We start from the raw sequence: 23759 nt of genomic DNA, 5'->3' as shown, positions 1-23759 counted from the left end.
CCCCGCCGAACACCGGGCATCCCGCCCCAAGGAGAGCGGCCCGCACGCATGGGCTGCCAGACAAAGCAAAAGACGTAAAAGGAGACCATCATGCGTCACGCACGTGGCTATCGCCGCCTCAACCGCACCCACGAACACCGCAAGGCGCTGTTCGCCAACATGGCCGGCTCGCTGATCGAGCACGAGCAGATCAAGACCACGCTTCCGAAAGCCAAGGAACTGCGTCCGATCGTCGAGAAGCTGATCACGCTGGCCAAACGCGGCGACCTGCACGCTCGCCGTCAGGCCGATGCGCAGCTGAAGCAGGATCAGCACGTCGCCAAACTGTTCGAGGTGCTGGGCGCCCGCTACAAGGACCGTCAGGGTGGCTATGTCCGCATCCTGAAGGCCGGCTTCCGCTATGGCGACATGGCGCCGATGGCGATCATCGAACTGGTCGACCGTGACCCGGCCGCCAAAGGCGCTGCCGATCACGCTCGCACCGAGGCCGAATCGCAGGCCGACGCCGAAGCCTGATCGCTTCGCCAGACCTGAAAAGACCCCGCAGCTTTGCTCGCGGGGTCTTTTTATGACGGAACGTCACAACGGCGGTCACACCTGCCTCGCCACCTAAACCTGCAGTTGCTGCAACGTTTGCTGGATCTTGGAAGAATTGCAGCGCGAGATTATCTGAAGCGCTGAACAGAATCTTCTGGTAAGTCGTTGAAGCCTTGTTAACCTTTCTGGTGTACAGACTTCATCGAGGCTAATTTAGCGTTGCACAGAAAACTTACAATTTGTCTAAAAGGTTATGTCTCCAAGAGCTGATATCAACGCCGCGTTGCGAACGCTTAACCGTCTGACACCCGTCGGGTATTTTGTCGGACTGCACATCCGTTTTGCTGCGCCGCTGATGCAGTTCCAGACATATCCTGAAGAATGGTCCGAATTCTATTCCTCGAACGGATACGCCCTGCGGGACCCGACAATCGCCTGGGGATTGTCGACCACGGGCGCCTGTCGCTGGTCCAACCTGCCGGTGCCCGATCCGTTCAGCATCCTGAAGGATGCGGCGGATCATGGCCTGGTCTATGGCCTGACCACCTCGTACGGGGTGATCGCCTCGCGCACCATCGCCAGCTTTGCCCGTGATGACCGCGAGTTCACGGATGACGAGATTCTGGAAATCTCGGCCACGATACGTCGGCTCCATGCTATCACGGAGCCGCCGGCGAGCCTGACGAAGGCTCAGAAAGAGGCCCTTCGGTGTATTGCGGAGGGCGATCGTCACGCAGCAGCGGCCGCCAAGCTTGGCATCACTGAAAGCGCGTTCAAGGCGAGGCTGATCTCGGTTCGGGAAAGACTGATGGCCCGGACCACGGCCGAGGCGCTTCAGCGAGCCAAAGAATACCGTCTGTTGTAGGGGGATCGTCCATGAGGGACCGCAAGAAACCGGAGAAGGCTGCCCTCAACCCCAGGAGTTGTAACCATGCAGACGACGACACTTTCATTCTCCAATATCCACAATCACGGTGAGCTTTTCGCCAATCTTTTCCGGGCCCGCCGCCAGAGTTTCATCGTTCAGAAAAACTGGGACCTGCCCGAAGCAGAGGGGATGGAGTTCGACCAGTACGACACCCCGCAAAGCCGCTGGGTGGCGATCCATGATCTGGGCCAGGTCATGGCCGGTTTTCGCCTGACGCCGACCACGGCGCGCTGCGGCATATATTCCTACATGATTCGCGACGCCCAGCAGGGCATTCTGGGTGGCACCATCCCGCAGGAGCTTCTCTACGGCGATGCGCCACAGGACCCGAATGTCTGGGAATGCACCCGGGTCTTCGTCAGCCACACGATCCCGCAGCAATACCGCCGCACGGTTCACAAGCAGATGGTCGACGCGATGACCGTCACCGCGCGCGAACTGGGCGCGACCAAGCTGATCGCGCTGACCGCTGGCAACTGGTCGCGCTGGTATGGCCGCTGCGGTCTCGAGGCCGAGGCGATCGGGCCGATGCTGACCATCGACGATGGCAAGTTCCAGTGTGTCTCGATCAACCTGGCGGCCAAGCTGCACTAGGCAGGGCGCATCATCTTTGCGCTTCTGGGGATAACAATGTCGCGGCGACGTGCTTAGATCACTCTCGCCATGACAGACCTTTTTGACACCATGCCCGAGTCGGGGCGCGCAGAACCCTCTCTGCCGCGCCCGCTCGCCGACCGTATCCGGCCCGCTCGGCTGTCCGAGGTGATCGGACAGGATCAGGTGCTGGGCCCCGACGGCCCCCTTGGGGCGATGCTTGCCGCCCACAGCCTCTCGTCGCTGATCCTCTGGGGTCCGCCCGGCGTCGGCAAGACCACCATTGCCCGGCTTCTGGCCGATGCGACCGATCTGGCCTTCGTCCAGATCAGCGCGATCTTTTCCGGCGTGCCCGAACTGCGCAAGGTCTTCGACTCGGCCAAGCTGCGCCGCCAGCAGGGGCGGGGAACGCTGCTCTTCGTCGACGAGATCCACCGTTTCAACAAGGCGCAGCAGGACGGCTTTTTGCCGCATATGGAGGATGGCACCATCCTTCTGGTCGGCGCCACCACCGAGAACCCCTCGTTCGAGCTGAACGCCGCATTGATGTCGCGGGCGCAGGTCATCGTGCTGAAACGGCTGGAACTGTCGGATCTCGAGCGCATGGCGCAGCGGGCCGAGGCGGAACTGGGCTGCAAGCTGCCGCTGACCGGCGAGGCGCGCGAGGCGCTGCTGGAGATGGCCGATGGCGATGGCCGCGCCTGCCTGAACCTGATCGAGCAGGTGGCCGCCTGGAAGGTCGAGGGCAAGTTGGGCACCGACGCGCTGGCGCAGCGGCTGATGCGGCGGGCGGCCAAGTACGACAAATCCGGGGACGAGCATTACAACCTGATCTCCGCGCTGCACAAATCGGTGCGCGGCTCCGATCCCGATGCCGCGCTTTACTGGTTCGCCCGGATGCTGGAAGGGGGCGAGGACCCGCGCTATCTCGCCCGCCGGCTGACCCGCATGGCGGTCGAGGATATCGGTCTGGCCGATCCGGCGGCGCAGCGCCATTGCCTCGACGCCTGGTCGCTTTACGAACGCCTCGGTAGCCCCGAGGGCGAGCTGGCCTTGGCGCAGGCTGTGATCTATCTGGCGCTGGCGCCGAAATCCAATGCCGGCTACGTCGCCTACAAGGGCGCCCGGGCCGAGGCGCGGCGCACCGGCAGCCTGATGCCGCCCGCCCATATCCTGAACGCCCCCACGAAGATGATGAAGGATCAGGGCTATGGCGCCGGCTATGCCTATGACCATGATGCCGAGGACGGGTTCTCGGGGCAGAACTATTTCCCCGACGGGATGAAGCGCCCCGTGCTCTACAGCCCGGTCGAACGCGGCTTCGAGCGCGAGCTGAAGAAACGGCTCGACTGGTTCGTGGCGCAGCGGCTGAAGCGCGGCGGTTGACTTTGCCCGGCCCTGCGCAGAGGAACGCGCCATGATGAACCCATTCCTGCAAGTCGCCCTTGGCGGGGCCGTTGGCGCCACCGCGCGCTATGCTACCTATCGGATGCTGAGCCTCCACGGGCCGGGCTTTCCGATTGCTACGGTGGTGGTCAATGTCGCCGGCAGCCTTGTCATGGGCCTGTTGGCGGCGCTGATGGCGCATCGCATTGGCAATGACTGGGCGCCGCTGCTGCTGACCGGGGTGCTGGGCGGGTTCACCACCTTCTCGGCCTTCTCGCTGGATGCGCTGACGCTGTGGGAACGCGGGCAGGTGGCGGGCGCGGCCACCTATGTCATCGGCTCGGTGCTGCTGTCGCTGGTGGCGGTGATAGCCGGCCTGGCGCTAGGACGGGGGCTTTGGGCATGAGCGGCGTGCAGTTGATCCGCATTGGCGCGGATGAGGGCGATCAGCGGCTGGACCGCTGGCTGAAGAAGAAATTTCCGCAACTGACCCAGGGCGCCGTCGAGAAGATGTGCCGCAAGGGCGAGCTGCGCGTGGATGGTGGCCGGGTCAAGGCCAATGCCCGGATCGAGACCGGGCAGGAGGTCCGCGTGCCGCCGATCCCCGATGCCGTGCCCGAGGTGCTGAAACCCACGGGGCCGCGCGTCTCGGCCAGTGACGAAGAGATGATCCAGGCGGCGGTCTTGTGGAAGGACCAGCACATCATCGCGCTGAACAAGCCGCCGGGCCTGCCCAGCCAGGGCGGCAGCGGGCAGGGCGATCGCCATGTCGACGGCCTTAGCGAGGCGCTGAAATTCGGCTACAAGGACCGGCCGAAGCTCGTGCACCGGCTGGACAAGGATACTTCGGGCGTGCTGCTGCTGGCGCGCACCGACCGCGTGGCCCGTGCGCTGTCCGAGGCCTTCCGGTCGCGCACAACTCGCAAGATCTATTGGGCGGCGGTGGCCGGTGTGCCCAGCCCGCGCAAGGGCACCATCCGTTATGGTCTGGTGAAGGCGCCGGGTCATGGTCGCGGTGGCGAGGGCGAGAAGATGATGGCGGTTCATCCGCGCGACATCGATGCGACCGAGGGTGCCAAGCGCGCGACCACCGATTACGCGGTGATCGAGGGGCTGGGGGGCCGGGTCAGCTGGGCCGCGCTGGTGCCGATCACCGGGCGCACCCATCAGCTGCGCGCCCATATGGCCGAACTGGGCCATCCGATCGTGGGCGACGGCAAATATGGCGGCTCGGGGCAGGAGAATCTGGGCGATGGCTGGGGCGCTCAGCTGGGCGGAGAGATCAGCCGCAAGCTGCACCTGCACGCCCGCAGCCTCAGTTTCGACCACCCGATCACCGGCGAGCGCATCACCGTGACCGCGCCCTTGCCCGATCATATGAAGCGGACCTGGAAAACCCTTGGTTGGGCCGAGGGCGACGCTCCGGCCGATCCGTTCGAGGACGAGGCATGAAGCTGTTCATCTTCGACGTGGATGGAACACTGGTCGACAGCCAGCACCATATCCACGGGGCGATGACCCATGCCTTCGAGGCTGCGGGCCTGCCGCCTTTGCCGCTGTCTCAGGTGTTGCAGATCGTCGGCCTGTCGCTGCCCGTTGCCATCGCCCGGCTGGTGCCCGAGGCCGATGCGGCGACGCAGGACCGGCTGGTTGCCGAATACAAGAACGCCTTCAACGTCGCCCGGCTGCGCGAGCCTGCGCCGCTCTACCCCGGTGCGCGCGACTGTCTCGACGCGCTGGCAGGTCGCGAGGATTGGGTGCTGGCCGTGGCTACCGGAAAGTCACGCCGGGGGCTGGACGCGATGATCGAGGCGCATGGGCTGCACGGCATGTTCGCCAGCCTGCAGACCGCCGACGGTCATCCCTCGAAACCGCATCCCTCGATGGTGCTGGCGGCGCTGGACGAGACCGGCGCGGTGGCGGCTGATGCGGTGATGATCGGTGATACCAGCTTTGACATCGAGATGGGCCGGGCGGCGGGTGTGACCGCCTATGGCGTCGACTGGGGCTATCACGACAGCGCGGCCCTGCGCGGGGCAGGGGCGCAGGACGTGGCGCAGGATTTCGCGGGTCTCACCCGCCAGTTGCAGGGATGGGCGGCATGACCGAGTGGAAGGCGCGGCGATTCTGGAAGCAGGCGACGGTGCGCGATACCGGCGCGGGCTGGGAGGTGCTGCTGGATGAAAAGCCGCTGCGCACGCCCGGCAAGCTGCCGCTGCTGCTGCCGACCGAGGCGCTGGCCCACGCCATCGCGGCGGAATGGGATGCGCAGACAGACGTGATCGATCCAACGGTGATGCCGCTGACCCGCGCTGCCAATTCCGCCATCGAGAAGGTCACTCCGCAATTCGACGCCGTGGCTGACATGCTGGGCGATTACGGCGGCACCGATCTGCTCTGCTATCGCGCCACCGAGCCCGAGGAACTGATCGCCCGGCAGGCGCGTGACTGGGACCCGCTGATCGACTGGTCGGCCACCCATCTGCGCGCGCCCCTGCGGCTGGCCCAGGGGGTGATCCCGGTGGCGCAGGACCCTGAGGCCGTGGGGCGACTGCGCGCGCGGGTCGCGACGCTGGATGCCTTTGGTCTGACCGCGCTGCATGATCTGGTGACGCTGCCCGGGTCGCTGCTGCTTGGCCTCGCGGTGCTGGAAGGTCGGCTGACCGCCGATCAGGCCTTCGCGCTGTCGCGTCTGGACGAAGAGTTCCAGGCCAGCCGCTGGGGACGCGACGAGGAAGCAGACATTGCCGCCGAAAACCGCAGGCAGGCCATGCTGGCGGCAGAACGCTTCTGGAAGCTGTCGCGTCAGGGTTGACGCAACGCGGGGTTCCCCTGCTTCTTCCTTGACGGATTGGGATGTATCGGCACAATGCCGCCTATTGGGCTGTGCTTGGTGCCTGTTCGAGACCCGGCAAAGCCTCATGCCGACCGCGGGTGCGTGACTGTGCCCCGGTCAACCAACAGTGAGGAAAACATGAAAAAATCCGTACTTCTTGGCACCGTCGCAGCGACGGCCGCATTTATTGGCGGCGCGGCGATGGCAGCCGAGGGCGATACGCTGAAGGCTGTAAAGGCGCGTGGCGAGTTGATCTGCGGCGTGAACACCGGGCTCGTCGGCTTTGCCGCTCCCGATGCCAGCGGCAACTGGGCCGGCTTTGACGTGGCCATCTGCAAGGCCGTGGCGGCCGCCGTTCTGGGCGATCCGGCCAAGGTGAAATATGTGCCGACCACCGGGCAGACGCGCTTTACCGCGCTCAGCTCGGGCGAGGTGGATGTCCTGGCCCGCAACTCGACCTATACCTTCTCGCGCGACACCGACCTGAAGCTCGATTTCATCGGCGTGAACTATTACGACGGTCAGGGCTTCATGGTCCGCAAGGATCTGGGGGTGACGTCGGCCAAGGAACTGGACGGCGCCACGATCTGCATCCAGACCGGCACCACGACCGAGCTGAACCTGGCCGATTACTTCAAGGCCAACAACATGAGCTATCAGCCGGTGAACATCGACAGCAACGCCGAGGGCGAACAGCAGTACATGGCCGGCGCCTGCGATGCCTATACCACCGACGCCTCGGGCCTCGCGGCCACCCGTGCGGCCTTTGCGGACCCGGAAAACCACATCATCCTGCCCGAGATCATCTCCAAGGAACCGCTGGCTCCGGCGGTGCGCCATGGTGACAACAACTGGGGCGACATCGTCCGCTGGACGCTGAACGCGCTGATCGCCGCCGAGGAATACGGCGTCACCTCGGCCAATATCGAGGAACTGGCGACCAATTCCGAGAACCCGGAAGTCCAGCGCCTGCTGGGCGCCAGCGACGATCTGGGCAAGATGATCGGGCTGGACAAGGACTGGGCCAAGAACGCCATCAAGGCCAGCGGCAACTATGGCGAGATCTTCGCCAAGACCATCGGTGAAGAGACCCCGATCGGCCTGGCCCGCGGTCTGAACGCGCAATGGACCCAGGGCGGCCTGCTCTACGCCCCGCCGTTCCGCTGATCGGCTTGTAACCATACCGGCTGCGCGGGGCCTTCCCCGCGCGGCCGACCAAAACGATAAGCCCGGGCAATCCATAACGGCGCAAAGCCGATGCACGGGAACAGGGGAAAAACATGGCTGACATCTCGGCACCGGCGGCCACGCCGTTCCGTTTGAGTATGCTGCTTTACGACCGCCGTTACCGGTCGATGACCATCCAGGTCTTCGTGTTCATTCTGGTCATGGCCTTTGCCTGGTGGCTGGTCGGCAACACGATCCAGAACCTGCGGGTCATGGGCAAGGATTTCGACTTCGGCTTCCTGGGACAGCGTGCGGGTTATGACATCCCGTCGCCGCCAATCCCCTATACCTCCGACGACACCCATCTGCGGGCAACGATCGTCGGGCTTCTGAACACCGTCATCGTCTCGGTCCTTGGCTGCATCGCCGCCACCGTTCTCGGCATCACCGTCGGCGTGGCGCGGCTGTCGAACAACTGGCTCTTTGCCCGGCTGATGACGATCTATGTCGAGATGTTCCGCAACATCCCGCTGCTGCTGTGGATCCTGATCGTCTATGCGATCTTCACCGAGGTCTTGCCACCCCCGAACGCCTATCGCGGCGAGGACCCGGCGGCGTCGATGATCCTCTTCGACAATGTCGCGCTGACCAACCGCTATACCGCGATCCCGACGCTCGGGATGACCAACAATCCCGGCGATCTGGATCTGGGCTATCGCATCCTGATCAACTGGGCGGTCATCGCCTTTGCGGTGGTGCTGATCGGCGGCTGGTTCCTGCGCAAGGCGGTGCTGGCCAATGCCCAGAAGGTGCAGGACGCGACCGGCGACCGACCGGTGACCTGGTGGAAGAACCTGGCCATCATGACCGTGCCCTCGCTGCTGCTGATCTGGTATTTCGGCCTGCACCTGGTCCCGCCAGAGCTGAAGGGTTTCAACTTCGCTGGCGGGCTGAACGTGCAGAACGGCTTTGTCGCGCTGTGGCTGGCACTGACGCTTTATACCGGGGCCTTCATCGCCGAGATCGTCCGCGCCGGCATCCTGGCCGTCAGCAAGGGCCAGTCCGAAGCCGCCTTTGCGCTTGGCCTCAAGCCCAACTGGACGATGAACCTGGTGATCCTGCCGCAGGCGCTGCGGGTGATCATCCCGCCGCTGATCTCGCAATATCTGAACCTGACCAAGAACAGTTCGCTGGCGATTGCCGTGGGCTACATGGACCTGCGCGGCACGCTGGGGGGCACGACCCTGAACCAGACCGGCCGCGAGCTTGAGGCCATCGTGCTGATGATGCTGATCTACCTGGCACTCAGCCTGATCATCTCGGGCGCGATGAACGTCTACAACAACCGCGTCAAGCTGAAGGAGCGTTGAGATGAGCGAACTTCACGCCCAGACCGTCTCCTTCGTCCGCGAGACCATGATCCCGCCCGCGCCGCCGCCGACGCGGCAGACGGGGGCACTGCGCTGGCTGCGCGAGAACCTGTTCTCGGGGCCGGTCAACACCATCCTGACCCTCTTGGGACTGGCAATCATCTGGTTCCTCGTGAGCCATTTCTGGGACTGGTTCGCCCATTCCGTCTGGAATGCCGCGAGCCTTGCCGAATGCCGCCAGATCATCGCCGAGACCTGGGGCGAGGGCGCCCGCGGCGCCTGCTGGGCGGTCATCCGCGAGCGCTGGAACCAGTATCTCTTCGGCTTCTACCCGATGGAGCTGTATTTCCGCCCGGTCATGGCCTTCGGCTTCCTGATGGTGGCGCTGGCCCCGGTGCTGTTCTCGGAATCGCTGCAGATCCGCCGGATCGTTCTGATCGTCTCGGCCGTGCTGACGCTGGTCTTGATGGCGATGCTGGGGTCGCCGATGGTCTGGCTGGCTTTTGCCGCCGTGGTGATGATCGGCGCCGTGGTCATTGCCGAGCGTCATGCGCCCTGGCTGCTGATCTTCTCGGTGCTCTATCCGCTGCTTGGCATCTGGCTGCTCTGGGGTGGCTCGCTCTGGCCGCAGATCATGGTGCTGGCCTCGATCGGGCTGGGCTGGCTTGCCTGGAAGCTGCTGGTGCGCGTCTCGCCGCTGCTGGCGATGGTCGCGGGGGTGCTCGTCACGCTGATCCTGTGGCTGGTCGCGGTCGGCCCTGCCGCCGAAGATGCGCAGCGGCTGATCCCGCTGGCCATCACCGCCGTCGATTCGGACCAGTTCGGCGGCTTCCTGCTGTCGATCACCATCGGCGTCGCCGGCATCGCGCTGTCGCTGCCCCTGGGGATCATCCTTGCGCTGGCGCGGCGGTCGGACATGTTCCTTGTCCATACGCTGGCGGTAACTTTCATCGAGTTCATCCGCGGCGTGCCGCTGATCACGCTTCTCTTCGTGGCCTCGCTGCTTCTGAACTATTTCCTGCCGCCGGGCACGAATTTCGACATCATCCTGCGCGTGATCATCATGGTGACGATCTTCGCCGCCGCCTATATGGCCGAGGTGATCCGGGGCGGTCTGGCCGCCCTGCCGCGCGGCCAATACGAGGCCGCCGATGCGCTGGGGCTGGATTACTGGAAGGCGCAGCGGCTGATCATCCTGCCGCAGGCGCTGAAGATCAGTATTCCCGGCATCGTCTCGACCTTCATCGGCATGTTCAAGGACACCACGCTGGTCGTCTTCGTGGGCCTCTTCGATCCGCTGAAGGGCGTGTCGGATTTCGTCCGCGCCAACTTTGCCTGGAAGGGCGTCTACTGGGAGCCGTTCATCTTCGTCGGCGCCATCTTCTTCATCATCTGCTTCAGCATGTCGCGCTATTCCATGTTCCTGGAACGCCGGCTGCGTCGCGAACATCGTTAAGGACCGAGCCATGAGCGAAGCCATCACCCGCGACATCGACCGCAGCCATATGAAGGTCAGCGACGAGGTCGCGATCGACATCCGCAACATGAACAAGTGGTACGGCACCTTCCACGTGCTGCGCGACATCGACCTGACCGTCCACAAGGGCGAGCGGATCGTCATTGCCGGACCTTCGGGCTCGGGCAAGTCCACCCTGATCCGCTGCATCAACCGGCTGGAAGAGCATCAGTCGGGCCATATCGTCGTGGACGGGATCGAACTGACCAGCGACATCAAGAACATCGACAAGGTGCGCTCTGAAGTCGGCATGGTGTTCCAGCACTTCAACCTGTTCCCGCATCTGACGGTGCTGGAAAACTGCACCCTTGCGCCGATCTGGGTGCGTAAGGTGCCGAAGAAACAGGCCGAGGCAACGGCCATGCGCTTTCTGGAAAAGGTGAAGATCCCGGAACAGGCCGGCAAGTATCCCGGCCAGCTGTCAGGCGGTCAGCAGCAGCGCGTGGCGATCGCCCGCTCGCTCTGCATGCAGCCCAAGATCATGCTGTTTGACGAACCGACCAGCGCCCTTGACCCCGAGATGATCAAGGAAGTGCTGGATACGATGATCGAGCTGGCGGAAGAGGGGATGACCATGCTCTGCGTGACCCACGAGATGGGCTTTGCGCAGGCGGTGGCGAACCGGGTGATCTTCATGGACCAGGGCCAGATCGTCGAGCAGAACAACCCGCACGACTTCTTCCACAACCCGAAGTCCGAGCGGACCAAGCTGTTCCTCAGTCAGATCCTCGGGCATTGAAGTAAAACGGGGGGCGCTGCCCCCCGTATCCCCCCGGGATACTTAGACCAAGATGAAGCGATAAGGTTCAGTCGCGCCCGTCGAGGCGGACGAAATCCATCACGCTGCCCTCGCCGGGGCGGACATCCTTCCAGTCATCGACCTGGAAATCCACCACCAGCGTGGCGCAGGTCGGATAGCGGCGGAAATCCGGGTCCAGCGGCGGCCGCGCGCAAAGCTGGGCTGCGAATTCGGCGATGCCCGGGTTGTGGCCCAGGATCATCACCGTGGGCTGGGTGGCCGTGCGCAGAACCTGCAGCATCTTTTCCGGGCTGGCCTGATACAGGCCCGGCTCGATCCTGAGGATCGGGCGCACCTCCAGCGGCGCGCCGGCGACCTTTTCCCAGGTCTCCTGCGTGCGCCGGGACGAGGAGCAGAGCACCTCTTCCGGTTCATAGCCGCGGCTGGCCATCCAGTCGCCAAGCTCGCGCGCCGAGCGGCGGCCACGGTCGTTCAGCGGGCGGTCGTGATCGTCTAGCGCCGGGTCGTCCCAGGCCGATTTGGCATGGCGGGTGAGGATCAGGCGGCGGTGTCCAAGCGGTGTCATGTGTGGAACTGTCTCATATGCCATGCAGATTGTTCGGGCAGCCTGCCACAGTCTCTGCTGAGGGGGCAAGCACGTCTGACACCACAACCCGTTGTCAGGCAATCTTTGCCGTCGGGTCGGTCCAGCCATGCGTGGCAATCCGCCACATGATAGCCGGGCCGGAAGGCATCGGCGGGGCAGGCGGTCAGGCAGGGGCGGTGGCAGGTTTCGCAGGGGCTGGCGGCGGAATCGGGTCCCGGCAAGTGTCGGGGCAGAATCACCGCGCCCCGGAAACTGGTGAACAGACCCATCCGGCGATGGACCAGCATCCCGACCGGGGATTGCCAGAAGCCGCCACTCGCCAGCGCCCAACGGAAGATCGGCGGATAGGGTGGCCCGTCCGACGGAAAGGCCGCGCGCCCGCCGATCGCCTCGGCCCAACCCCCGATGACCCGCTTGGACCAGCGGTCCATCGGGTCCGTGGCGCCATCGGACCATTCGCCAGAGGCGGTGAAAAGCGGCCAGAAGGCTGGTTCGTCGGGCGAGAGCAGCAGGACCGTGCCGCCGCCCTCGTCCGCGTCGCAATGGCCCGAGATGAAAAGCCCCTCGGGCGGGGTCAGGTCAGAGCCCACCCTCGCCCTGCCGCAGCCCATGCGGTTTCACCCGCGGCTCGGTCGAGCGGATCAGGCTGCCGGCGCCATGCTCGGTGAACAGCTCCAAGAGGCAGGCATGGGGCACGCGGCCGTCAAGGATGACCACGGCGCGCACCCCCTCGGCCACGGCCATCAGCGCGGTCTCGGTCTTGGGGATCATGCCGCCGGCGATGGTGCCGTCTGCGATCATCGCGCGCACCTGGTCGGGATGCATCTGCGTCAGCACCTCACCCGAGGCATCCTTGACGCCTGATACATCGGTTAGCAGCAGCAGCCGGTCGGCCTTCAGTGCGCCTGCGATGGCGCCGGCGGCGGTGTCGCCATTGACGTTGAAGGTCTCGTTATCGGCCATGCCGGTGGCGACCGGGGCGATGACCGGGATCAGCCCGGCGGTATAGAGATCGCGGATGATCTGAATGTTCATCTCGACCGGGCGGCCGACGAAACCCAGTTCCGGGTCGTCCGCCTCGCAGACCATCATGTCGTCATCCTTGCCGCTGATGCCGACGGCGCGGCCGCCGGCATCGTTGATCGCCTGCACGATGCGCTTGTTGACGAGGCCCGACAGCACCATCTCGACCACCTCGACGGTCTCCTTGGTCGTCACCCGCTTGCCGCGGACGAAATGGCTTTCGATCCCGAGCTTGGCCAGGAGGTCATTGATCATCGGGCCGCCGCCATGGACCACGACCGGGTTCATGCCGACCTGCTTCATCAGCACGATGTCGCGGGCAAACTCTGCCATGGCCTCGTCATCGCCCATGGCATTGCCGCCGAACTTCACCACCACCACGGCGCCGGAATAGCGCTGCAGATAGGGCAGGGCCTCTGACAGGGTATGCGCGGTGGCGATCCAGTCCCGGTTCATGTTCTGCTTTCTCATTCTCTTGCCCTTGTTGATCGCGGGGCAGGTTAGGTCGCGCGGGCTGGTCCGTCCAGACCAGTCGGGCCAGACTCGTCACTCCGGACCGGTCACTCCAGCCCGGCGATGATCGCGCGCAGCGTGGCGATGCCCTCGCCCTTGTCCGACGAGGTCAGGACGATCTCGGGAAAGGCGGCCGGGTGTTTCTGCAACTCGTCCTCGACCTGCTGGATCACCGGCTTGATGGCATTGGGGCCGAGCTTGTCGGTCTTGGTCAGCACGACCTGAAACGGCACGGCCGAGCGGTCGAGCAGTTTCATGATCTCGTGATCCACCGGCTTTACCCCGTGGCGCGCGTCGATCAGGCAGAAGGCGCGGCGCAGCGTCGGCCGCCCGGCCAGATATTGCTTCAGCAGAGCCTGCCACTTGGCCACCACCGCGACCGGCGCCTTGGCAAAGCCATAGCCCGGCAGGTCGACCAGATAGCCGTGATCGCCCAAGGTGAAATAGTTGATCTCCTGCGTCCGGCCCGGCGTGTTCGAGGCGCGGGCCAGGCCCTTGCGCCCGGTCAGCGCGTTGATGAGGCTCGACTTGCCGACATTGCTGCGTCCGGCAAAGCAGACCTCGGGCCGGTCGGCGGGCGGCAGCCCGTCCATGGCGACCACGCCCTTGAGGAAGTCGACCGGACCGGCAAACAGCAGCCGTGCCGCCTCGGCGGCTTCGGCTTCGGGTTCGGGGGCGACGGGGAAGGCGACCTTCATGCGTGAACCTCATCTCCGAGGGCGATGGTTGCGCCACGTGTGACCTCGGCGAAGATGCCGAAATCCTCGTCGCCCGTAAACGCGCGCAGCGCGGCCAGCATGTCGAGCTGCCACCTGCCGGTCGCCGTATCGGCGTCGGTGGCGATGCAGCGGCCGATCGGTTCCCGCACGGTCAGCCGGGCGGCGCCGATGGCGATCTCCTGCCCCACCATGGCGCGTTCCGCCAGCGGCTCCCAGCCTTCGACCCACAGGTTGCCGCGCCAGCGGTCAATGCCGAGCGGCTGGCCCGAATGGTCCTCAAGCGCCTTCAGCGACGACAGCGACAGGATCGAGACCAGCGGGGTCATCTGGTCGGTCAGCGCCTCGGTGCCGCGCACCAGCCGGGCCGGTGGAGACTTTTCGGCACCCCAGAGCGGGATCAGCCAGTCCACCAGCGCCTGCCGGTCGGCGGTGTTTTCCGGGTCGATCTCGATCGAAGGCTGATCCGGGTGGCTGAGAACGATCCGACCGTCGCGCCAGCCGCCCTTCACCGCCTGCAGGTCAAGGCAGGCCGCCCCGCGCAGGAAGGCCGCCTTGGGCAGCCAGCGGGTCAGTTGCCCATCGGTCAGATGTTTCAGCGCCGCCTCGTGCACTACGGCATAGAGGCGGTCGCCGGGCAGTCGCTCGCCGGTGGTCAGCACCACATCCGGCAGGTCATCCGCACCAAGGGTCTTGATCGGATGGGACCGGATATGGGCCAGCCGTGCCGTCACTTGCTGCCCTTCTTGGGCCGCGTCGGGATCGAGGACTTGATATTGCCGAAGAGGTCCGGCCGGTGGCCGTGCATCGACATGATCGTGTACTGCTGGAAGATGGTGATCACGTTGTTGGTGATCCAGTAGAGCACCAGGCCCGAGGCGAAACCGCCCAGCATGAACATGAACACCCAGGGCATCCAGGCAAAGATCATCTTCTGCGCCGGATCGGTGGGGGCTGGGTTCAGCTTCTGCTGCATCCACATGCTGATGCCGAGGATGATCGCCAGGATCGGCAGCGAGGCGCTGTGCAACAGCGTTCCCTGACCGGGCGCGGCCCAGGGCAGCATCCCGAAGAGGTTCCACAGGCTCGAGGGATCGGGGGCCGAGAGGTCGCGGATCCAGCCGACCCAGGGGGCGTGGCGCAGTTCGATGGTGACGAAGATCACCTTGTAGAGCGAGAAGAAGATCGGGATCTGCAGCAGCACCGGCAGACAGCCGGCGGCCGGGTTCACCTTCTCGCGCTTGTAAAGCTCCATCATCCCTTTCTGGAACTTGGCGCGGTCGTCGCCGGTGGTCTCTTTCAGCGCCTCCATTTCGGGCTGCAATTCCTTCATCTTCGCCATCGAGACATAGGACTTGCGGGCCAGCGGGAAGACCAGAAGCTTCAGGATGAAGGTCAGCGCGATGATCGCCCAGCCCATATTGCCGATATGGCCGTTCAGCCAGTGCAGCAGGCGGAAGATCGGTTTGGTCAGGAAGTAGAACCAGCCCCAGTCGATCGAGTCGACGAAGCGCTGGATGCCGGGGGTTTCCTCGTAGCCCTTGATGACTTCCCAGACCTTCGCACCGGCGAAGAGATAACTGCCGGCGCTGACGGTCGCACCTGGGGCTGCGGTCTGCACGGGGAAGCGCGCCTCGGTCTGGTAGATGTCCACACCATCGGCATATTTCGCCACGGCGGTGAAGGACTGGCCCGGTGCCGGCGCCAGCGAGGTCATCCAGTACTTGTCGGTAAAGCCGATCCAGCCGTTTTCCTTGACCTCGTAGATCTCGGCCCGGCCCTCCCGGTCGATCGGGTCAAGCTCGGCGATCTTGTCGTATTTCTGCTCGATCAGCTCGCCGTCATCCATGCCGACGACGCCCTCGTGCAGCACAAAGAAGTTCTGCGTATCGGGCAGGCCGTGGCGGGCGATGATGCCATAGGGCGCGGCCGAAAAGGCAGCGGTGCCGGTGTTTTCCAGCGATTGCGTGACGGTGAAGAGGTAATGGTCATCGAGCTCGAAGATGCGGCGGAAGATCTGGCCGGCGCCATTGTCCCAGACCAGCGTGACCGGCTTGCCGGGGGCCAGCGTATCGCCGGATTCGACCTGCCACAGCGTTGCCGGGCCGGGGACCAGCGCCGGGTCGGTGCCGGCGGCGGGCATCCAGCCATAGACCGCGTAATAGGGTTTCGCGCCGGTCTGGGTGATCTGCTGATCGGCACTGGGGGCGGTGGGTGTCAAGAGCCGCACCAGCGGCGAGTTGTCGTCCAGTGTCTCGTGATAGTTGCGCAGCAGAAGGTCGTCGATGCGACCGCCTGCCAGCGAGATCGAGCCCGTCAGCGCCGGCGAGTCGATGGTGACGCGGCCAGCCGAGGCTGAGGGGTCGGTGCTGCCGGCCGCTTCGCCCAGCTGCGCGCCGCCGGTGGCGGCCGCAGTCGTCGCCTCGCCCGCGGGGGCGGTGACGCCGCCCTCGGTCTGGGTGACGGCGGTGGGCTCGGCCGGCGGGGCCGGGGGGTCCGGGGCGAAGACGGTGTACCACACCAGGATCACCAGGAACGACAGGACCGTCGCCAGGATGAGATTGCGGTTATTGTCTTCCATTCCGTGTCCACCGTCATCGCGTCAGTCGCGCCGGTTCAACAGAAGGGGGGGTGAAAGGTCAAGCGGAATCCCGTGAAAGCGAAGGCCCGGAGGGCGCAAATCGTCGCGACGCGCCCGGGTTTTCAGGCGCTCCGGGCGCCAACCTGACGCCGCGTTGCAGCGATCCGGTGCGACTGCCGATGCGGGCTGCCCGAGGTCCGACCTCGGGACAGGCTGCCACCGGCCCACTCGGTTGGCCTGCGCCGGGCCGATGCCTCAGCCCGCCTTGCGCGGGGTCAGGTCGGGCAGCGTTGGGCGGTCGCGGCGAAAGCGCGACATGAAGTCGCCGATCTCGGTGATCGGCATCGGGCGGGCGATGGCATAGCCCTGCACATGGCCGCAGCCCATCTGCGCCAGATAGCTGTGTTCCTCGGCCGATTCGACGCCCTCGGCGAGGGTCGAGATGCCCAGCTGCTCGGCCAGTGCGAGGATCGCCCTGATCATGCGCTGCTGGTCCCGGTCGCCGTGGCATTTGGTGACAAAGCAGCGATCGATCTTGATCCGGTTCACGCCGAAATGGCGCAGCGATTCGAGATTGGCATAGCCGGTGCCGAAATCGTCGAGGTCCAGCAGGCAACCGGCCTGGGCCAGCTGCTGCAGGTGCCAGCGGATCAGGTCGCCGCTGTTGATCGGCCCGATGCTTTCCAGCACCTCGATCACCAGCCGACCGCGCGCGATCTGGTGGCATTCCAGCTCCCACAGCACCATCTGCACGAAATCCGGATCGGACAGTTCCGATTGCGCCACGTTCAGGGAAACCGTTTCTACCCCCCAACCCTGTGCATCCCAGAGCTGCAGCGCCGCGAGGCATTGGCGCAGCATGGTCAGAGTCAGCGCCCCGTGATCCGCCCGGTGCATCCCGGGCATGAAATCCATCGGCGTCAGCAGCCCCCGGCTGGGGTGATGCCAGCGGGCGAGCGCCTCGAAGCCTGTGACGGCGCCGGTATCGCAGCAGATCTGCGGCTGGAAAAAGGCCTCGATCTGGCCCGACTGTGCCGCCTCCTCGACGGTGGCGGGGATCTGCTCGCCCTGGCCGCGCTCGTCATAGGCGATCAGACGGATGCGACCCAGATGGGCAGGGTCAGTCGGACAGAGGTGATGCAATCCGCAAGTCATCAACTGGCGCAACAGCACATGGCGCGCGCCCAGGTTCTGCACCAGAACACCGCTGATGACCGGGTTCAGCGTGGTGCCGCCGACATGCGCCTCGGACTGGCAGTGCAACTGCAGCCGCCGCGCGATGCGCATCGCCTCGATCTCGGAGCGGGTGCGCAGGAGGATGGTGAAGACGCCAGGCGAGGCGCATTGAACGAAATCATGCGGGCGCATGGTGCCGATCATGCGCAGGGACAGCTGGGTGAACAGATGCGCGAGGCCGGTTCGCCCCAGCCTGTCGCCGAGCAGGTCCATGTTTTCCAGCTTCAGCAGCAGCGCGATGCGGTCGCGGGCTTGCGGGCGGCGCAGGCTGCCCCCGATCCGCCCGAAACCCTGGCACCATCTGTCGATCAGCGATCCGTAGCGCATTCCATCCTCGCCTGGCTGCCTCAGGCGACAGGTCTAGGGTAGAAGCCTTGTCGTTCGGTTAATGTTCCGCGTCCTGCGGCAGCACAAATTCCGTCGCATTTGAGCTTTCGGGCAGCAGCGCGCTGAAATCGAACAGGTTCGGGTCCAAGAGATGCGAGGGCCGGACATTCGCCAGCGCCCGGAACATCACCTGCCGCCGCCCCGGCGTCCGCGCTTCCCACTCGTCCAGAAGCTTCTTGACCTGCACCCGCTGCAGCCCTTCCTGACTGCCGCAGAGATCGCAGGGGATGATCGGATAGTTCATCGCCCGGGCAAATCGCTCGCAATCCGCCTCGGCGATATAGGCGAGGGGCCGCAGCACGGTCAGATCACCCTCTTCGTTCAGCAGTTTCGGTGGCATGGTCGCCAGCCTGCCGCCGTGGAAGAGGTTCATGAAAAATGTTTCCAGAATGTCGTCGCGGTGATGGCCCAAGACCACGGCGGAGCAGTTTTCCTCGCGGGCAATCCGATAAAGATTGCCCCGGCGCAGGCGCGAGCAGAGCGCGCAATAGGTCCGGCCCTGCGGCACCTTTTCCTTCACGATGGAATAGGTGTCCTGATACTCGATCCGATGGGCAACGCCGCGCTGGCTGAGGAATTCGGGCAGCACGGTCGCCGGGAAGCCCGGCTGGCCTTGGTCGAGGTTGCAGGCGAGGATGTCGACCGGCAGCAGCCCGCGCCACTGCAATTCATGCAGCACCGCCAGAAGCGTGTAGCTGTCCTTGCCGCCCGACAGGCAGACCAGCCAGCGGTCGCCCTCGCGGATCATGCCGTAATCCTCGATCGCGGCGCGGGTGTCGCGGACCAGCCGCTTGCGCAGCTTGCGGAACTCGGTCGAAGAGGGGGCGCCGGCAAACAGCGGATGGATCTCGTCGGTATCGCTTTCGTCCAGCATCAGAAGCTTCCCAGAATCAGAAGAAACACGACCACCGCGGCGATGGCCGCGACGACAATGGCAATTAACCCGCGCAGGATGGGCCGGGCATCAGACATGATCGGACCCGGCGCGCTCGGCCTGATCGCCGGGACTGCCTGGAACCGGGTCATAGCCATGCCCGCCCCAGGGGTGACAGCGGCAGATGCGGCGCGCGGTCAGCCAGCCGCCCTTGACCCCGCCATGCAGCGACAGTGCCTCGAGCGCATAGGCAGAGCAAGTCGGCTGAAAGCGGCAGCCATGCCCGACCCAGGGCGATGCAATCAGGCGATAGCCGCGGACGGGCAGGGCCAAGAGATGCGCCAGCGGGCTCATGCCCGGTGCACCTTGTCCAGCGCGGCGATCAGGTCGGCCCGCATGGCGGCAAAGTCGCGGCTGACGGTGGCCTCGGGCCGGCCGACCAGCACGTAATCCCAGCCATCCTTGGCGCGACCGGGCAGAACCTCGCGCGCCAGTGCCCTGAGCCGGCGCTTGGCACGATTGCGCATCACCGCATTGCCGAGTTTCTTCGAGCAGGTATAGCCGATGCGCGGCCCAGCTTCGTCGCCCCGCACGCGGGCCTGCAGCAGAAAGGCCGGCATGCCCTGACGTTTGGCCCTGGCGGCGGCAAGGAAATCGGCGCGCTTGCGCAGGGTGTCGGCCATGCGAAAAGCCGCCCTGCCGGCATCCTTTGGCTGCGGATCAGCGTCGGGATGGGGCAGAGGCGGCATTGTCCGAGCCTCCGGTCAATGCGGCGGACACGGGGTCCGCCAGCAGAATCAGGCGGACAGGCGCTTGCGGCCCTTGGCGCGGCGGCGGTTCAGCACCAGACGGCCGGCCTTGGTGGCCATGCGGGCGCGGAAGCCGTGACGGCGCGCACGAACAAGGTTCGAGGGTTGGAAGGTGCGCTTCATGGTCTTGTCTCCGGGTCGTGTTCTTGCGGGTGGCGATAGCGGATAAGGCACGGACAGGCAACAGCCTCGCGCCCGTGCGCATGACGCCGGTTCATTCGAGATGCGCTGGATAGGGCAGGGGGGCTGCCAAGTCAACCACCGAATCCGCCCCCATGGACAGGGAACCGGAAAGCGATCACGTTTGTTTGACCTCGATGGGGTGAGCACCCATTTGAAGCGGATCACGCACGGCGTCAGAACCGGGACTATGAAGCGACTGAATACCTTATCCGGCAGGTTTGCGGCACTGACGATCCTGTTCGTCGTGCTGGCAGAGCTGTTCATCCTGTTGCCGGCGCTGTCGGATTTCCGCCGCGACTACCTGGAATCGCGGCTGGAGCGGGCGCAGATCGCAAGTCTGGCGCTTCTGGCGACCGACGAGACGCTTGCCTCGGAACTGGAAAGCGAGCTTCTGCAGAATGCCGGCGTCTTCAACGTCGTGCTCAGGCGCGACGATATCCGCCAGCTTGTGCTGTCCTCGCAATTGCCTGGCCCGGTCGAGGCGACCTATGACCTGCGCGAGACCTCGATGATGGGGTCGATCGACGACGCGCTGATGCAGCTTGGCGATTCGCGGCACCGGGTCATCCGGGTGATCGGCGCGCCGGTGAATCAGGCCGGGCAGCTGATCGAGATCACCATGGACGCGCAGCCGCTGCAGCAGGCGATGGTCGATTTCGGCCTGCGCATCCTGATGATCTCGGCGGCCTTCTCGGTGGCGACGGCGGTGATGCTGAACCTCGTGGCGCAGCGGCTGATCCTGAAGCCCATGCGCCGGGTCATCCAGCACATGTCCGCCTATGCCGAGGCACCCGAGGATGTGCGCCACATCATCCAGCCCGATGCCCGCATCGCCGAGCTGCGCGAGGCCGAACAGGCGCTGGCCTCGATGCAGAAGACGGTGACCTCGTCGCTGAAGCAGAAGGAACGGATGGCGCAGCTGGGGCAGGCAGTGGCCAAGATCAGCCACGACCTGCGCAATATCCTGACCACCAGCCAGATCTTTGCCGACCGGCTGGAGGACAGCGCCGATCCCAAGGTCCGCCGGGCCGCGCCGAAGCTGGTCAATTCGATCAGCCGGGCGGTGAACCTGTGCGAAACGACGCTGGCCTTTGGCAAGGCCGAGGAGCCGGCACCCTCGCTGTCGCGCTTCAGCCTCGGCAAGTTGACCGCCGAGGTGATCGAGGCCGAGTCGCTGGCCGGGGATGGGGCGAAGCACCCGGTCGAGTTCGTCACCGACATTCCCGTCAGCCTGAACATCCGCGCTGATCGCGAACAGCTGTACCGGGTGCTGTCGAACCTCGCCCGCAACGCCCGGCAGGCGATCGAGGGCGCGGGCCAGCCCGGTACGGTCGAGATCGGTGCCGGCGAGGGCGACAGCGACTGGTGGATCCGCGTCGGCGATACCGGCCCCGGTCTCCCGGTGAAAGCCCGCGACTACCTGTTCCAGCCCTTCACCGGCAGCGCGCGCAAGGGCGGCACCGGCCTTGGCCTCTCCATCGCCGCCGACCTGATCCGCGGCCATGGCGGCCGGTTGGAGCTTCTTCGCAGCGATTCCGAGGGCAGCGAGTTCATGATCCACATCCCGCGCGACATGGCGATCCTGCCCGCAAGCGAGGCCGCGGCGGCAAACTGATTTTTCCGACATTTTGCCCTTGCATCCCCCGCGGCCACCCTCTAGATCACCGCCCTACGACGGACCCGTAGCTCAGCTGGATAGAGCACTAGACTACGAATCTAGGGGTCGGGCGTTCGAATCGCTCCGGGTCCGCCAGTTAAATCAACCGCTTAGGTATTTTGCCGAGGCGGTTTTTTTATGCGGGCTACCACCGGGCTACCGCGGATTCTTGTTTCGGCTCGCGGCGGTGCGGGGAACTGGTCGGCGGGGCGACTTGTCCTTGAGTCTCAGGATGACGCGCCGGGCGGTTGGGTAGATCAAGAATTCACAGCGGGCTTTGCTCATGCGCCGTTACGTCTGTTACTAGTTACTCATTAGAGCAACATATTGTATTTATTGTGTTAGTCGCACCTCGTTTGTGGGGATCGCTGTAACAGGTGGCTGTCCGCCTGTTACGAGGCGACAGGTTCGTCAGTGCCTGGTTCAGGGAAAGAACGACAACCACAACCGAAACTGAAAGTTCTTTCAGGCGGTTGGAACGCGCACGCAGCGGGGCGCGAATATACCCGCACTGCAGTCACCCGCGAAGAAGCTATGGCCTTCCCGACAGGGGCAGGTCGCAGCGGTGAAGGCGAGGCGGGCGGTGCGCGAGGTTGGACCGTTTGCAAGGTCATGCCGCCCCGCAGTGCGGCTGATCTGACCGTTCCCGAGGGTGGTATCAACGCATCGGTTGCATGGGGACGACGCCGGCCTGCGACGACAACTCGATGGTCGAAACGGTCATCGAGACCATCAAGTTAGAGCCGATCTGGCCGGTCGCCCGGCACTCTCGACAACAGGCCGAAAACGCCATCGCCAGATCCATCGATGGGCTCTACAATCCCGTCAGGCGGCGTTCATCGCTCGACTTCCGGAGCCCAACTGCTTTCGAGCGAAAGACCCGGGAAGTGAGCTGTATGCTCTCCAGAAGAACCGGGCAAGCCCAGAGGCGCTCGACAAAGATGTTGTCGAGGCAGCGATCTATCGCGTTTATCGAGATCCGTGTGCCGACCGGCTTCAGCCGGTCAGTCTAGGCGAAGGAGGTGAACTGGCAGCCCTGGTCGGTGTTCATGATCTCGGGCGCGCCGAAGTGACGGATGGCCTCGTTCACGACTTCCAAACCTACCCAAGCTGAAGAAGGAGATGCTGTCCCTGGGCGTGGTGTAGGTTCTGGCTGAGGTTGTCACCTGCGTTGTTCCGGTAGGGTCTGGTTGCTGACACCAACCTGGACCGGAGATTTTAGCGATGACCACCGACATGATGAACCTGCGCGACCTCGTCGAGAAGACCCCCGATGCCGATCTGCTGCGCGAGATGATCGGCTTTGCCGCCGAGCGGCTGATGGAGCTGGAGGTCGGCGCCGTGACGGGCGCGGAAGAACAACTCCTCGGCCAGCGGCACCAGCAGCACCGTTCCGATGCCCCGGAACAGGAACCACAAGGCCAGCGTCCCGCCCGCCAGGCTGCCATAGGGCGGAGGGCCGGTGATCGGGGTCACGGGGATGGCGATCCACATCACCCCAACAGCTGCACCGGCGACCCAGGACAAGGGCGCGACGCGGCGGGGCAGATCGCGGATGACCGGCCAGACCAGCGCAACGGCGGCGGCGAGAAGCAGCACCCGGATCGGGTAGAACATCGCCGGATTCTGGCTGATCGCGGGAGCCACCACGGCGGTCAGCATGAAGACGGCAAAGGGCAGGATCCGCGCCGCCATGGGATCACGGCGCAGCGGTGGCAAGGGCGGGTGCGGCGCAGCTGCCAGGATGGCCGTCGGCGCGCGGTGCAGCCAGCCGATCCGCCGCGCCACGGCGATGATCCCCAGCGCCACGGCGGTGAACATCACCCATCCGGCATGGCTGTGGAAGCCGCCGACGGCCAGCTCCGGCCTGCCCTCGATCCCGATGATCAACAGCACGGCGATCCGGACGACGTTCAGCGTGGCACTGGCCAGGATACCAAGCGGGTAGAGCAGAAGGGCATGGGGAAAGCGCAGCTCGGCCCGGAACAGCCACAGATAGAGGCTGACGAAGATCGTGACCAGCGCGATGCCCTCGATCCCCGAGCAGACAGGGGCGACCGAGATCATGAAATCGTCGGTCCCGATAAATTTCTGCACCGG

The 23759-nt window shown here is 65.0% G+C and carries 25 protein-coding genes, 1 tRNA gene and 2 pseudogenes; 15 read left to right on the top strand and 13 right to left on the bottom strand.

The features are described 5' to 3' along the window. Positions 1-90: 90 nt before the first annotated feature. The 12 genes from rplQ to Q1A36_RS18880 all read left to right on the top strand — a co-directional run bounded on the left by rplQ (position 91) and on the right by Q1A36_RS18880 (position 11073). On the top strand, positions 91-516 hold the full coding sequence (rplQ, locus tag Q1A36_RS18935; protein ID WP_101753991.1) for a 50S ribosomal protein L17: 426 nt from the start codon (positions 91-93) through the stop codon (positions 514-516). A 274-nt stretch (positions 517-790) separates the two neighbouring features. Next, the gene (locus tag Q1A36_RS18930) at positions 791-1402 is read left to right on the top strand and encodes an autoinducer binding domain-containing protein (RefSeq protein ID WP_101753992.1); all 612 of its coding nucleotides are present in this window, start codon (positions 791-793) and stop codon (positions 1400-1402) included. A gap of 66 nt (positions 1403-1468) precedes the next feature. Then, positions 1469-2059, top strand: a complete 591-nt coding sequence (locus tag Q1A36_RS18925) for an acyl-homoserine-lactone synthase (RefSeq protein ID WP_101753993.1) — start codon at positions 1469-1471, stop codon at positions 2057-2059. Between the two features lie 69 nt (positions 2060-2128). Then, a complete protein-coding gene (locus Q1A36_RS18920; RefSeq protein WP_299847330.1) occupies positions 2129-3445 on the top strand; it encodes a replication-associated recombination protein A in 1317 nt (438 codons plus the stop codon). Between the two features lie 31 nt (positions 3446-3476). Next, the gene (gene crcB / locus Q1A36_RS18915) at positions 3477-3851 is read left to right on the top strand and encodes a fluoride efflux transporter CrcB (RefSeq protein ID WP_299847328.1); all 375 of its coding nucleotides are present in this window, start codon (positions 3477-3479) and stop codon (positions 3849-3851) included. Beyond that, positions 3848-4897: an RluA family pseudouridine synthase gene (locus Q1A36_RS18910; RefSeq protein WP_299847326.1), complete on the top strand. Its 1050-nt coding sequence runs from the start codon at positions 3848-3850 to the stop codon at positions 4895-4897. The genes crcB and Q1A36_RS18910 overlap by 4 nt, the downstream gene beginning before the upstream one ends. Next, complete coding sequence (locus Q1A36_RS18905; protein WP_299847324.1) at positions 4894-5550, top strand: HAD-IA family hydrolase; 657 nt, start codon at positions 4894-4896, stop codon at positions 5548-5550. Before Q1A36_RS18910 ends, Q1A36_RS18905 begins: the two co-directional genes overlap by 4 nt. Beyond that, positions 5547-6260 (top strand): ATP12 family protein, encoded by a 714-nt coding sequence (locus Q1A36_RS18900; protein ID WP_299847322.1) that lies wholly within the window; start codon positions 5547-5549, stop codon positions 6258-6260. Before Q1A36_RS18905 ends, Q1A36_RS18900 begins: the two co-directional genes overlap by 4 nt. Positions 6261-6419: 159 nt before the next feature. Beyond that, on the top strand, positions 6420-7448 hold the full coding sequence (locus Q1A36_RS18895; protein WP_299847320.1) for an amino acid ABC transporter substrate-binding protein: 1029 nt from the start codon (positions 6420-6422) through the stop codon (positions 7446-7448). Positions 7449-7561: 113 nt separating this feature from the next. Beyond that, positions 7562-8818, top strand: a complete 1257-nt coding sequence (locus Q1A36_RS18890; protein WP_299847318.1) for an ABC transporter permease subunit — start codon at positions 7562-7564, stop codon at positions 8816-8818. Position 8819: 1 nt separating this feature from the next. After that, entirely contained in the window at positions 8820-10274 is a 1455-nt protein-coding gene (locus Q1A36_RS18885; protein ID WP_299847316.1) for an ABC transporter permease subunit, read from the top strand. 10 nt (positions 10275-10284) lie between these two features. Next, the gene (locus Q1A36_RS18880) at positions 10285-11073 is read left to right on the top strand and encodes an amino acid ABC transporter ATP-binding protein (RefSeq protein WP_101754001.1); all 789 of its coding nucleotides are present in this window, start codon (positions 10285-10287) and stop codon (positions 11071-11073) included. 67 nt (positions 11074-11140) lie between these two features. Here the strand turns inward: Q1A36_RS18880 and Q1A36_RS18875 are convergent, their stop codons facing one another. The 11 genes from Q1A36_RS18875 to rpmH form a co-directional block, all read right to left on the bottom strand. Then, a complete protein-coding gene (locus Q1A36_RS18875) occupies positions 11141-11659 on the bottom strand; it encodes a histidine phosphatase family protein (RefSeq protein WP_299847312.1) in 519 nt (172 codons plus the stop codon). Continuing rightward, positions 11656-12270: a ferredoxin gene (locus Q1A36_RS18870; RefSeq protein WP_299847310.1), complete on the bottom strand. Its 615-nt coding sequence runs from the start codon at positions 12268-12270 to the stop codon at positions 11656-11658. Before Q1A36_RS18870 ends, Q1A36_RS18875 begins: the two co-directional genes overlap by 4 nt. After that, the gene (argB, locus tag Q1A36_RS18865; RefSeq protein WP_299847367.1) at positions 12260-13159 is read right to left on the bottom strand and encodes an acetylglutamate kinase; all 900 of its coding nucleotides are present in this window, start codon (positions 13157-13159) and stop codon (positions 12260-12262) included. The genes Q1A36_RS18870 and argB overlap by 11 nt, the downstream gene beginning before the upstream one ends. 104 nt (positions 13160-13263) lie before the next feature. After that, the gene (gene yihA, locus Q1A36_RS18860) at positions 13264-13914 is read right to left on the bottom strand and encodes a ribosome biogenesis GTP-binding protein YihA/YsxC (RefSeq protein WP_299847308.1); all 651 of its coding nucleotides are present in this window, start codon (positions 13912-13914) and stop codon (positions 13264-13266) included. Continuing rightward, entirely contained in the window at positions 13911-14666 is a 756-nt protein-coding gene (locus Q1A36_RS18855) for an MOSC domain-containing protein (protein WP_299847306.1), read from the bottom strand. The genes yihA and Q1A36_RS18855 overlap by 4 nt, the downstream gene beginning before the upstream one ends. Further along, positions 14663-16513, bottom strand: coding sequence for a membrane protein insertase YidC (yidC, locus tag Q1A36_RS18850; protein WP_299847304.1), 1851 nt, complete (start codon positions 16511-16513; stop codon positions 14663-14665). The genes Q1A36_RS18855 and yidC overlap by 4 nt, the downstream gene beginning before the upstream one ends. A gap of 255 nt (positions 16514-16768) precedes the next feature. After that, positions 16769-18076 (bottom strand): EAL domain-containing protein, encoded by a 1308-nt coding sequence (locus Q1A36_RS18845; RefSeq protein WP_299847302.1) that lies wholly within the window; start codon positions 18074-18076, stop codon positions 16769-16771. A gap of 58 nt (positions 18077-18134) precedes the next feature. Continuing rightward, positions 18135-19010, bottom strand: a complete 876-nt coding sequence (ttcA, locus tag Q1A36_RS18840) for a tRNA 2-thiocytidine(32) synthetase TtcA (protein ID WP_299847300.1) — start codon at positions 19008-19010, stop codon at positions 18135-18137. Positions 19011-19100: 90 nt separating this feature from the next. Further along, positions 19101-19364: a membrane protein insertion efficiency factor YidD gene (gene yidD / locus Q1A36_RS18835; RefSeq protein WP_299847298.1), complete on the bottom strand. Its 264-nt coding sequence runs from the start codon at positions 19362-19364 to the stop codon at positions 19101-19103. Next, the gene (rnpA, locus tag Q1A36_RS18830) at positions 19361-19693 is read right to left on the bottom strand and encodes a ribonuclease P protein component (protein WP_299847295.1); all 333 of its coding nucleotides are present in this window, start codon (positions 19691-19693) and stop codon (positions 19361-19363) included. Before rnpA ends, yidD begins: the two co-directional genes overlap by 4 nt. A gap of 114 nt (positions 19694-19807) precedes the next feature. After that, positions 19808-19942 (bottom strand): 50S ribosomal protein L34, encoded by a 135-nt coding sequence (gene rpmH, locus Q1A36_RS18825; protein ID WP_101459243.1) that lies wholly within the window; start codon positions 19940-19942, stop codon positions 19808-19810. A 247-nt stretch (positions 19943-20189) separates the two neighbouring features. Between rpmH and Q1A36_RS18820 the strand changes: the two genes are divergently transcribed. Next, complete coding sequence (locus tag Q1A36_RS18820; protein WP_299847291.1) at positions 20190-21617, top strand: HAMP domain-containing sensor histidine kinase; 1428 nt, start codon at positions 20190-20192, stop codon at positions 21615-21617. Positions 21618-21678: 61 nt separating this feature from the next. Beyond that, positions 21679-21755: transfer RNA gene (locus Q1A36_RS18815), tRNA-Arg, on the top strand. A 562-nt stretch (positions 21756-22317) separates the two neighbouring features. Here Q1A36_RS18815 and Q1A36_RS18810 read toward each other — a convergent pair. Next, positions 22318-22464, bottom strand: coding sequence for a hypothetical protein (locus Q1A36_RS18810; RefSeq protein WP_299847289.1), 147 nt, complete (start codon positions 22462-22464; stop codon positions 22318-22320). A gap of 419 nt (positions 22465-22883) precedes the next feature. On the opposite strand from Q1A36_RS18810, the pseudogene Q1A36_RS18805 reads away from it, so the two are divergent. Continuing rightward, a pseudogene (locus Q1A36_RS18805) lies at positions 22884-23015 on the top strand (IS256 family transposase); the annotation flags it as partial. 51 nt (positions 23016-23066) lie between these two features. Here the strand turns inward: Q1A36_RS18805 and xrtE are convergent. Next, positions 23067-23756: pseudogene (gene xrtE / locus Q1A36_RS18800) on the bottom strand (exosortase E/protease, VPEID-CTERM system); the annotation flags it as partial. Positions 23757-23759: the final 3 nt, after the last annotated feature.

The sequence above is a fragment of the uncultured Paracoccus sp. genome (assembly GCF_947487305.1).
In the GTDB taxonomy this organism is placed as follows: domain Bacteria; phylum Pseudomonadota; class Alphaproteobacteria; order Rhodobacterales; family Rhodobacteraceae; genus Paracoccus.
Note: the sequence above shows the minus strand (reverse complement) of the source record. Positions and strands in the feature narration are given on the sequence as shown.

Excerpts from the sequence above, each read along its gene's own strand:
- rplQ (WP_101753991.1), top strand. The coding sequence starts at position 91 with ATGCGTCACGCACGTGGCTATCGCCGCCTCAACCGCACCCACGAACAC.
- Q1A36_RS18930 (WP_101753992.1), top strand. The coding sequence starts at position 791 with ATGTCTCCAAGAGCTGATATCAACGCCGCGTTGCGAACGCTTAACCGT.
- Q1A36_RS18925 (WP_101753993.1), top strand. The coding sequence starts at position 1,469 with ATGCAGACGACGACACTTTCATTCTCCAATATCCACAATCACGGTGAG.
- Q1A36_RS18920 (WP_299847330.1), top strand. The coding sequence starts at position 2,129 with ATGACAGACCTTTTTGACACCATGCCCGAGTCGGGGCGCGCAGAACCC.
- crcB (WP_299847328.1), top strand. The coding sequence starts at position 3,477 with ATGATGAACCCATTCCTGCAAGTCGCCCTTGGCGGGGCCGTTGGCGCC.
- Q1A36_RS18910 (WP_299847326.1), top strand. The coding sequence starts at position 3,848 with ATGAGCGGCGTGCAGTTGATCCGCATTGGCGCGGATGAGGGCGATCAG.
- Q1A36_RS18905 (WP_299847324.1), top strand. The coding sequence starts at position 4,894 with ATGAAGCTGTTCATCTTCGACGTGGATGGAACACTGGTCGACAGCCAG.
- Q1A36_RS18900 (WP_299847322.1), top strand. The coding sequence starts at position 5,547 with ATGACCGAGTGGAAGGCGCGGCGATTCTGGAAGCAGGCGACGGTGCGC.
- Q1A36_RS18895 (WP_299847320.1), top strand. The coding sequence starts at position 6,420 with ATGAAAAAATCCGTACTTCTTGGCACCGTCGCAGCGACGGCCGCATTT.
- Q1A36_RS18890 (WP_299847318.1), top strand. The coding sequence starts at position 7,562 with ATGGCTGACATCTCGGCACCGGCGGCCACGCCGTTCCGTTTGAGTATG.
- Q1A36_RS18885 (WP_299847316.1), top strand. The coding sequence starts at position 8,820 with ATGAGCGAACTTCACGCCCAGACCGTCTCCTTCGTCCGCGAGACCATG.
- Q1A36_RS18880 (WP_101754001.1), top strand. The coding sequence starts at position 10,285 with ATGAGCGAAGCCATCACCCGCGACATCGACCGCAGCCATATGAAGGTC.
- Q1A36_RS18875 (WP_299847312.1), bottom strand. The coding sequence starts at position 11,659 with ATGACACCGCTTGGACACCGCCGCCTGATCCTCACCCGCCATGCCAAA.
- argB (WP_299847367.1), bottom strand. The coding sequence starts at position 13,159 with ATGAACCGGGACTGGATCGCCACCGCGCATACCCTGTCAGAGGCCCTG.
- yihA (WP_299847308.1), bottom strand. The coding sequence starts at position 13,914 with ATGAAGGTCGCCTTCCCCGTCGCCCCCGAACCCGAAGCCGAAGCCGCC.
- yidC (WP_299847304.1), bottom strand. The coding sequence starts at position 16,513 with ATGGAAGACAATAACCGCAATCTCATCCTGGCGACGGTCCTGTCGTTC.
- Q1A36_RS18845 (WP_299847302.1), bottom strand. The coding sequence starts at position 18,076 with ATGCGCTACGGATCGCTGATCGACAGATGGTGCCAGGGTTTCGGGCGG.
- ttcA (WP_299847300.1), bottom strand. The coding sequence starts at position 19,010 with ATGCTGGACGAAAGCGATACCGACGAGATCCATCCGCTGTTTGCCGGC.
- yidD (WP_299847298.1), bottom strand. The coding sequence starts at position 19,364 with ATGAGCCCGCTGGCGCATCTCTTGGCCCTGCCCGTCCGCGGCTATCGC.
- rnpA (WP_299847295.1), bottom strand. The coding sequence starts at position 19,693 with ATGGCCGACACCCTGCGCAAGCGCGCCGATTTCCTTGCCGCCGCCAGG.
- rpmH (WP_101459243.1), bottom strand. The coding sequence starts at position 19,942 with ATGAAGCGCACCTTCCAACCCTCGAACCTTGTTCGTGCGCGCCGTCAC.
- Q1A36_RS18820 (WP_299847291.1), top strand. The coding sequence starts at position 20,190 with ATGAAGCGACTGAATACCTTATCCGGCAGGTTTGCGGCACTGACGATC.
- Q1A36_RS18810 (WP_299847289.1), bottom strand. The coding sequence starts at position 22,464 with ATGGATCTGGCGATGGCGTTTTCGGCCTGTTGTCGAGAGTGCCGGGCG.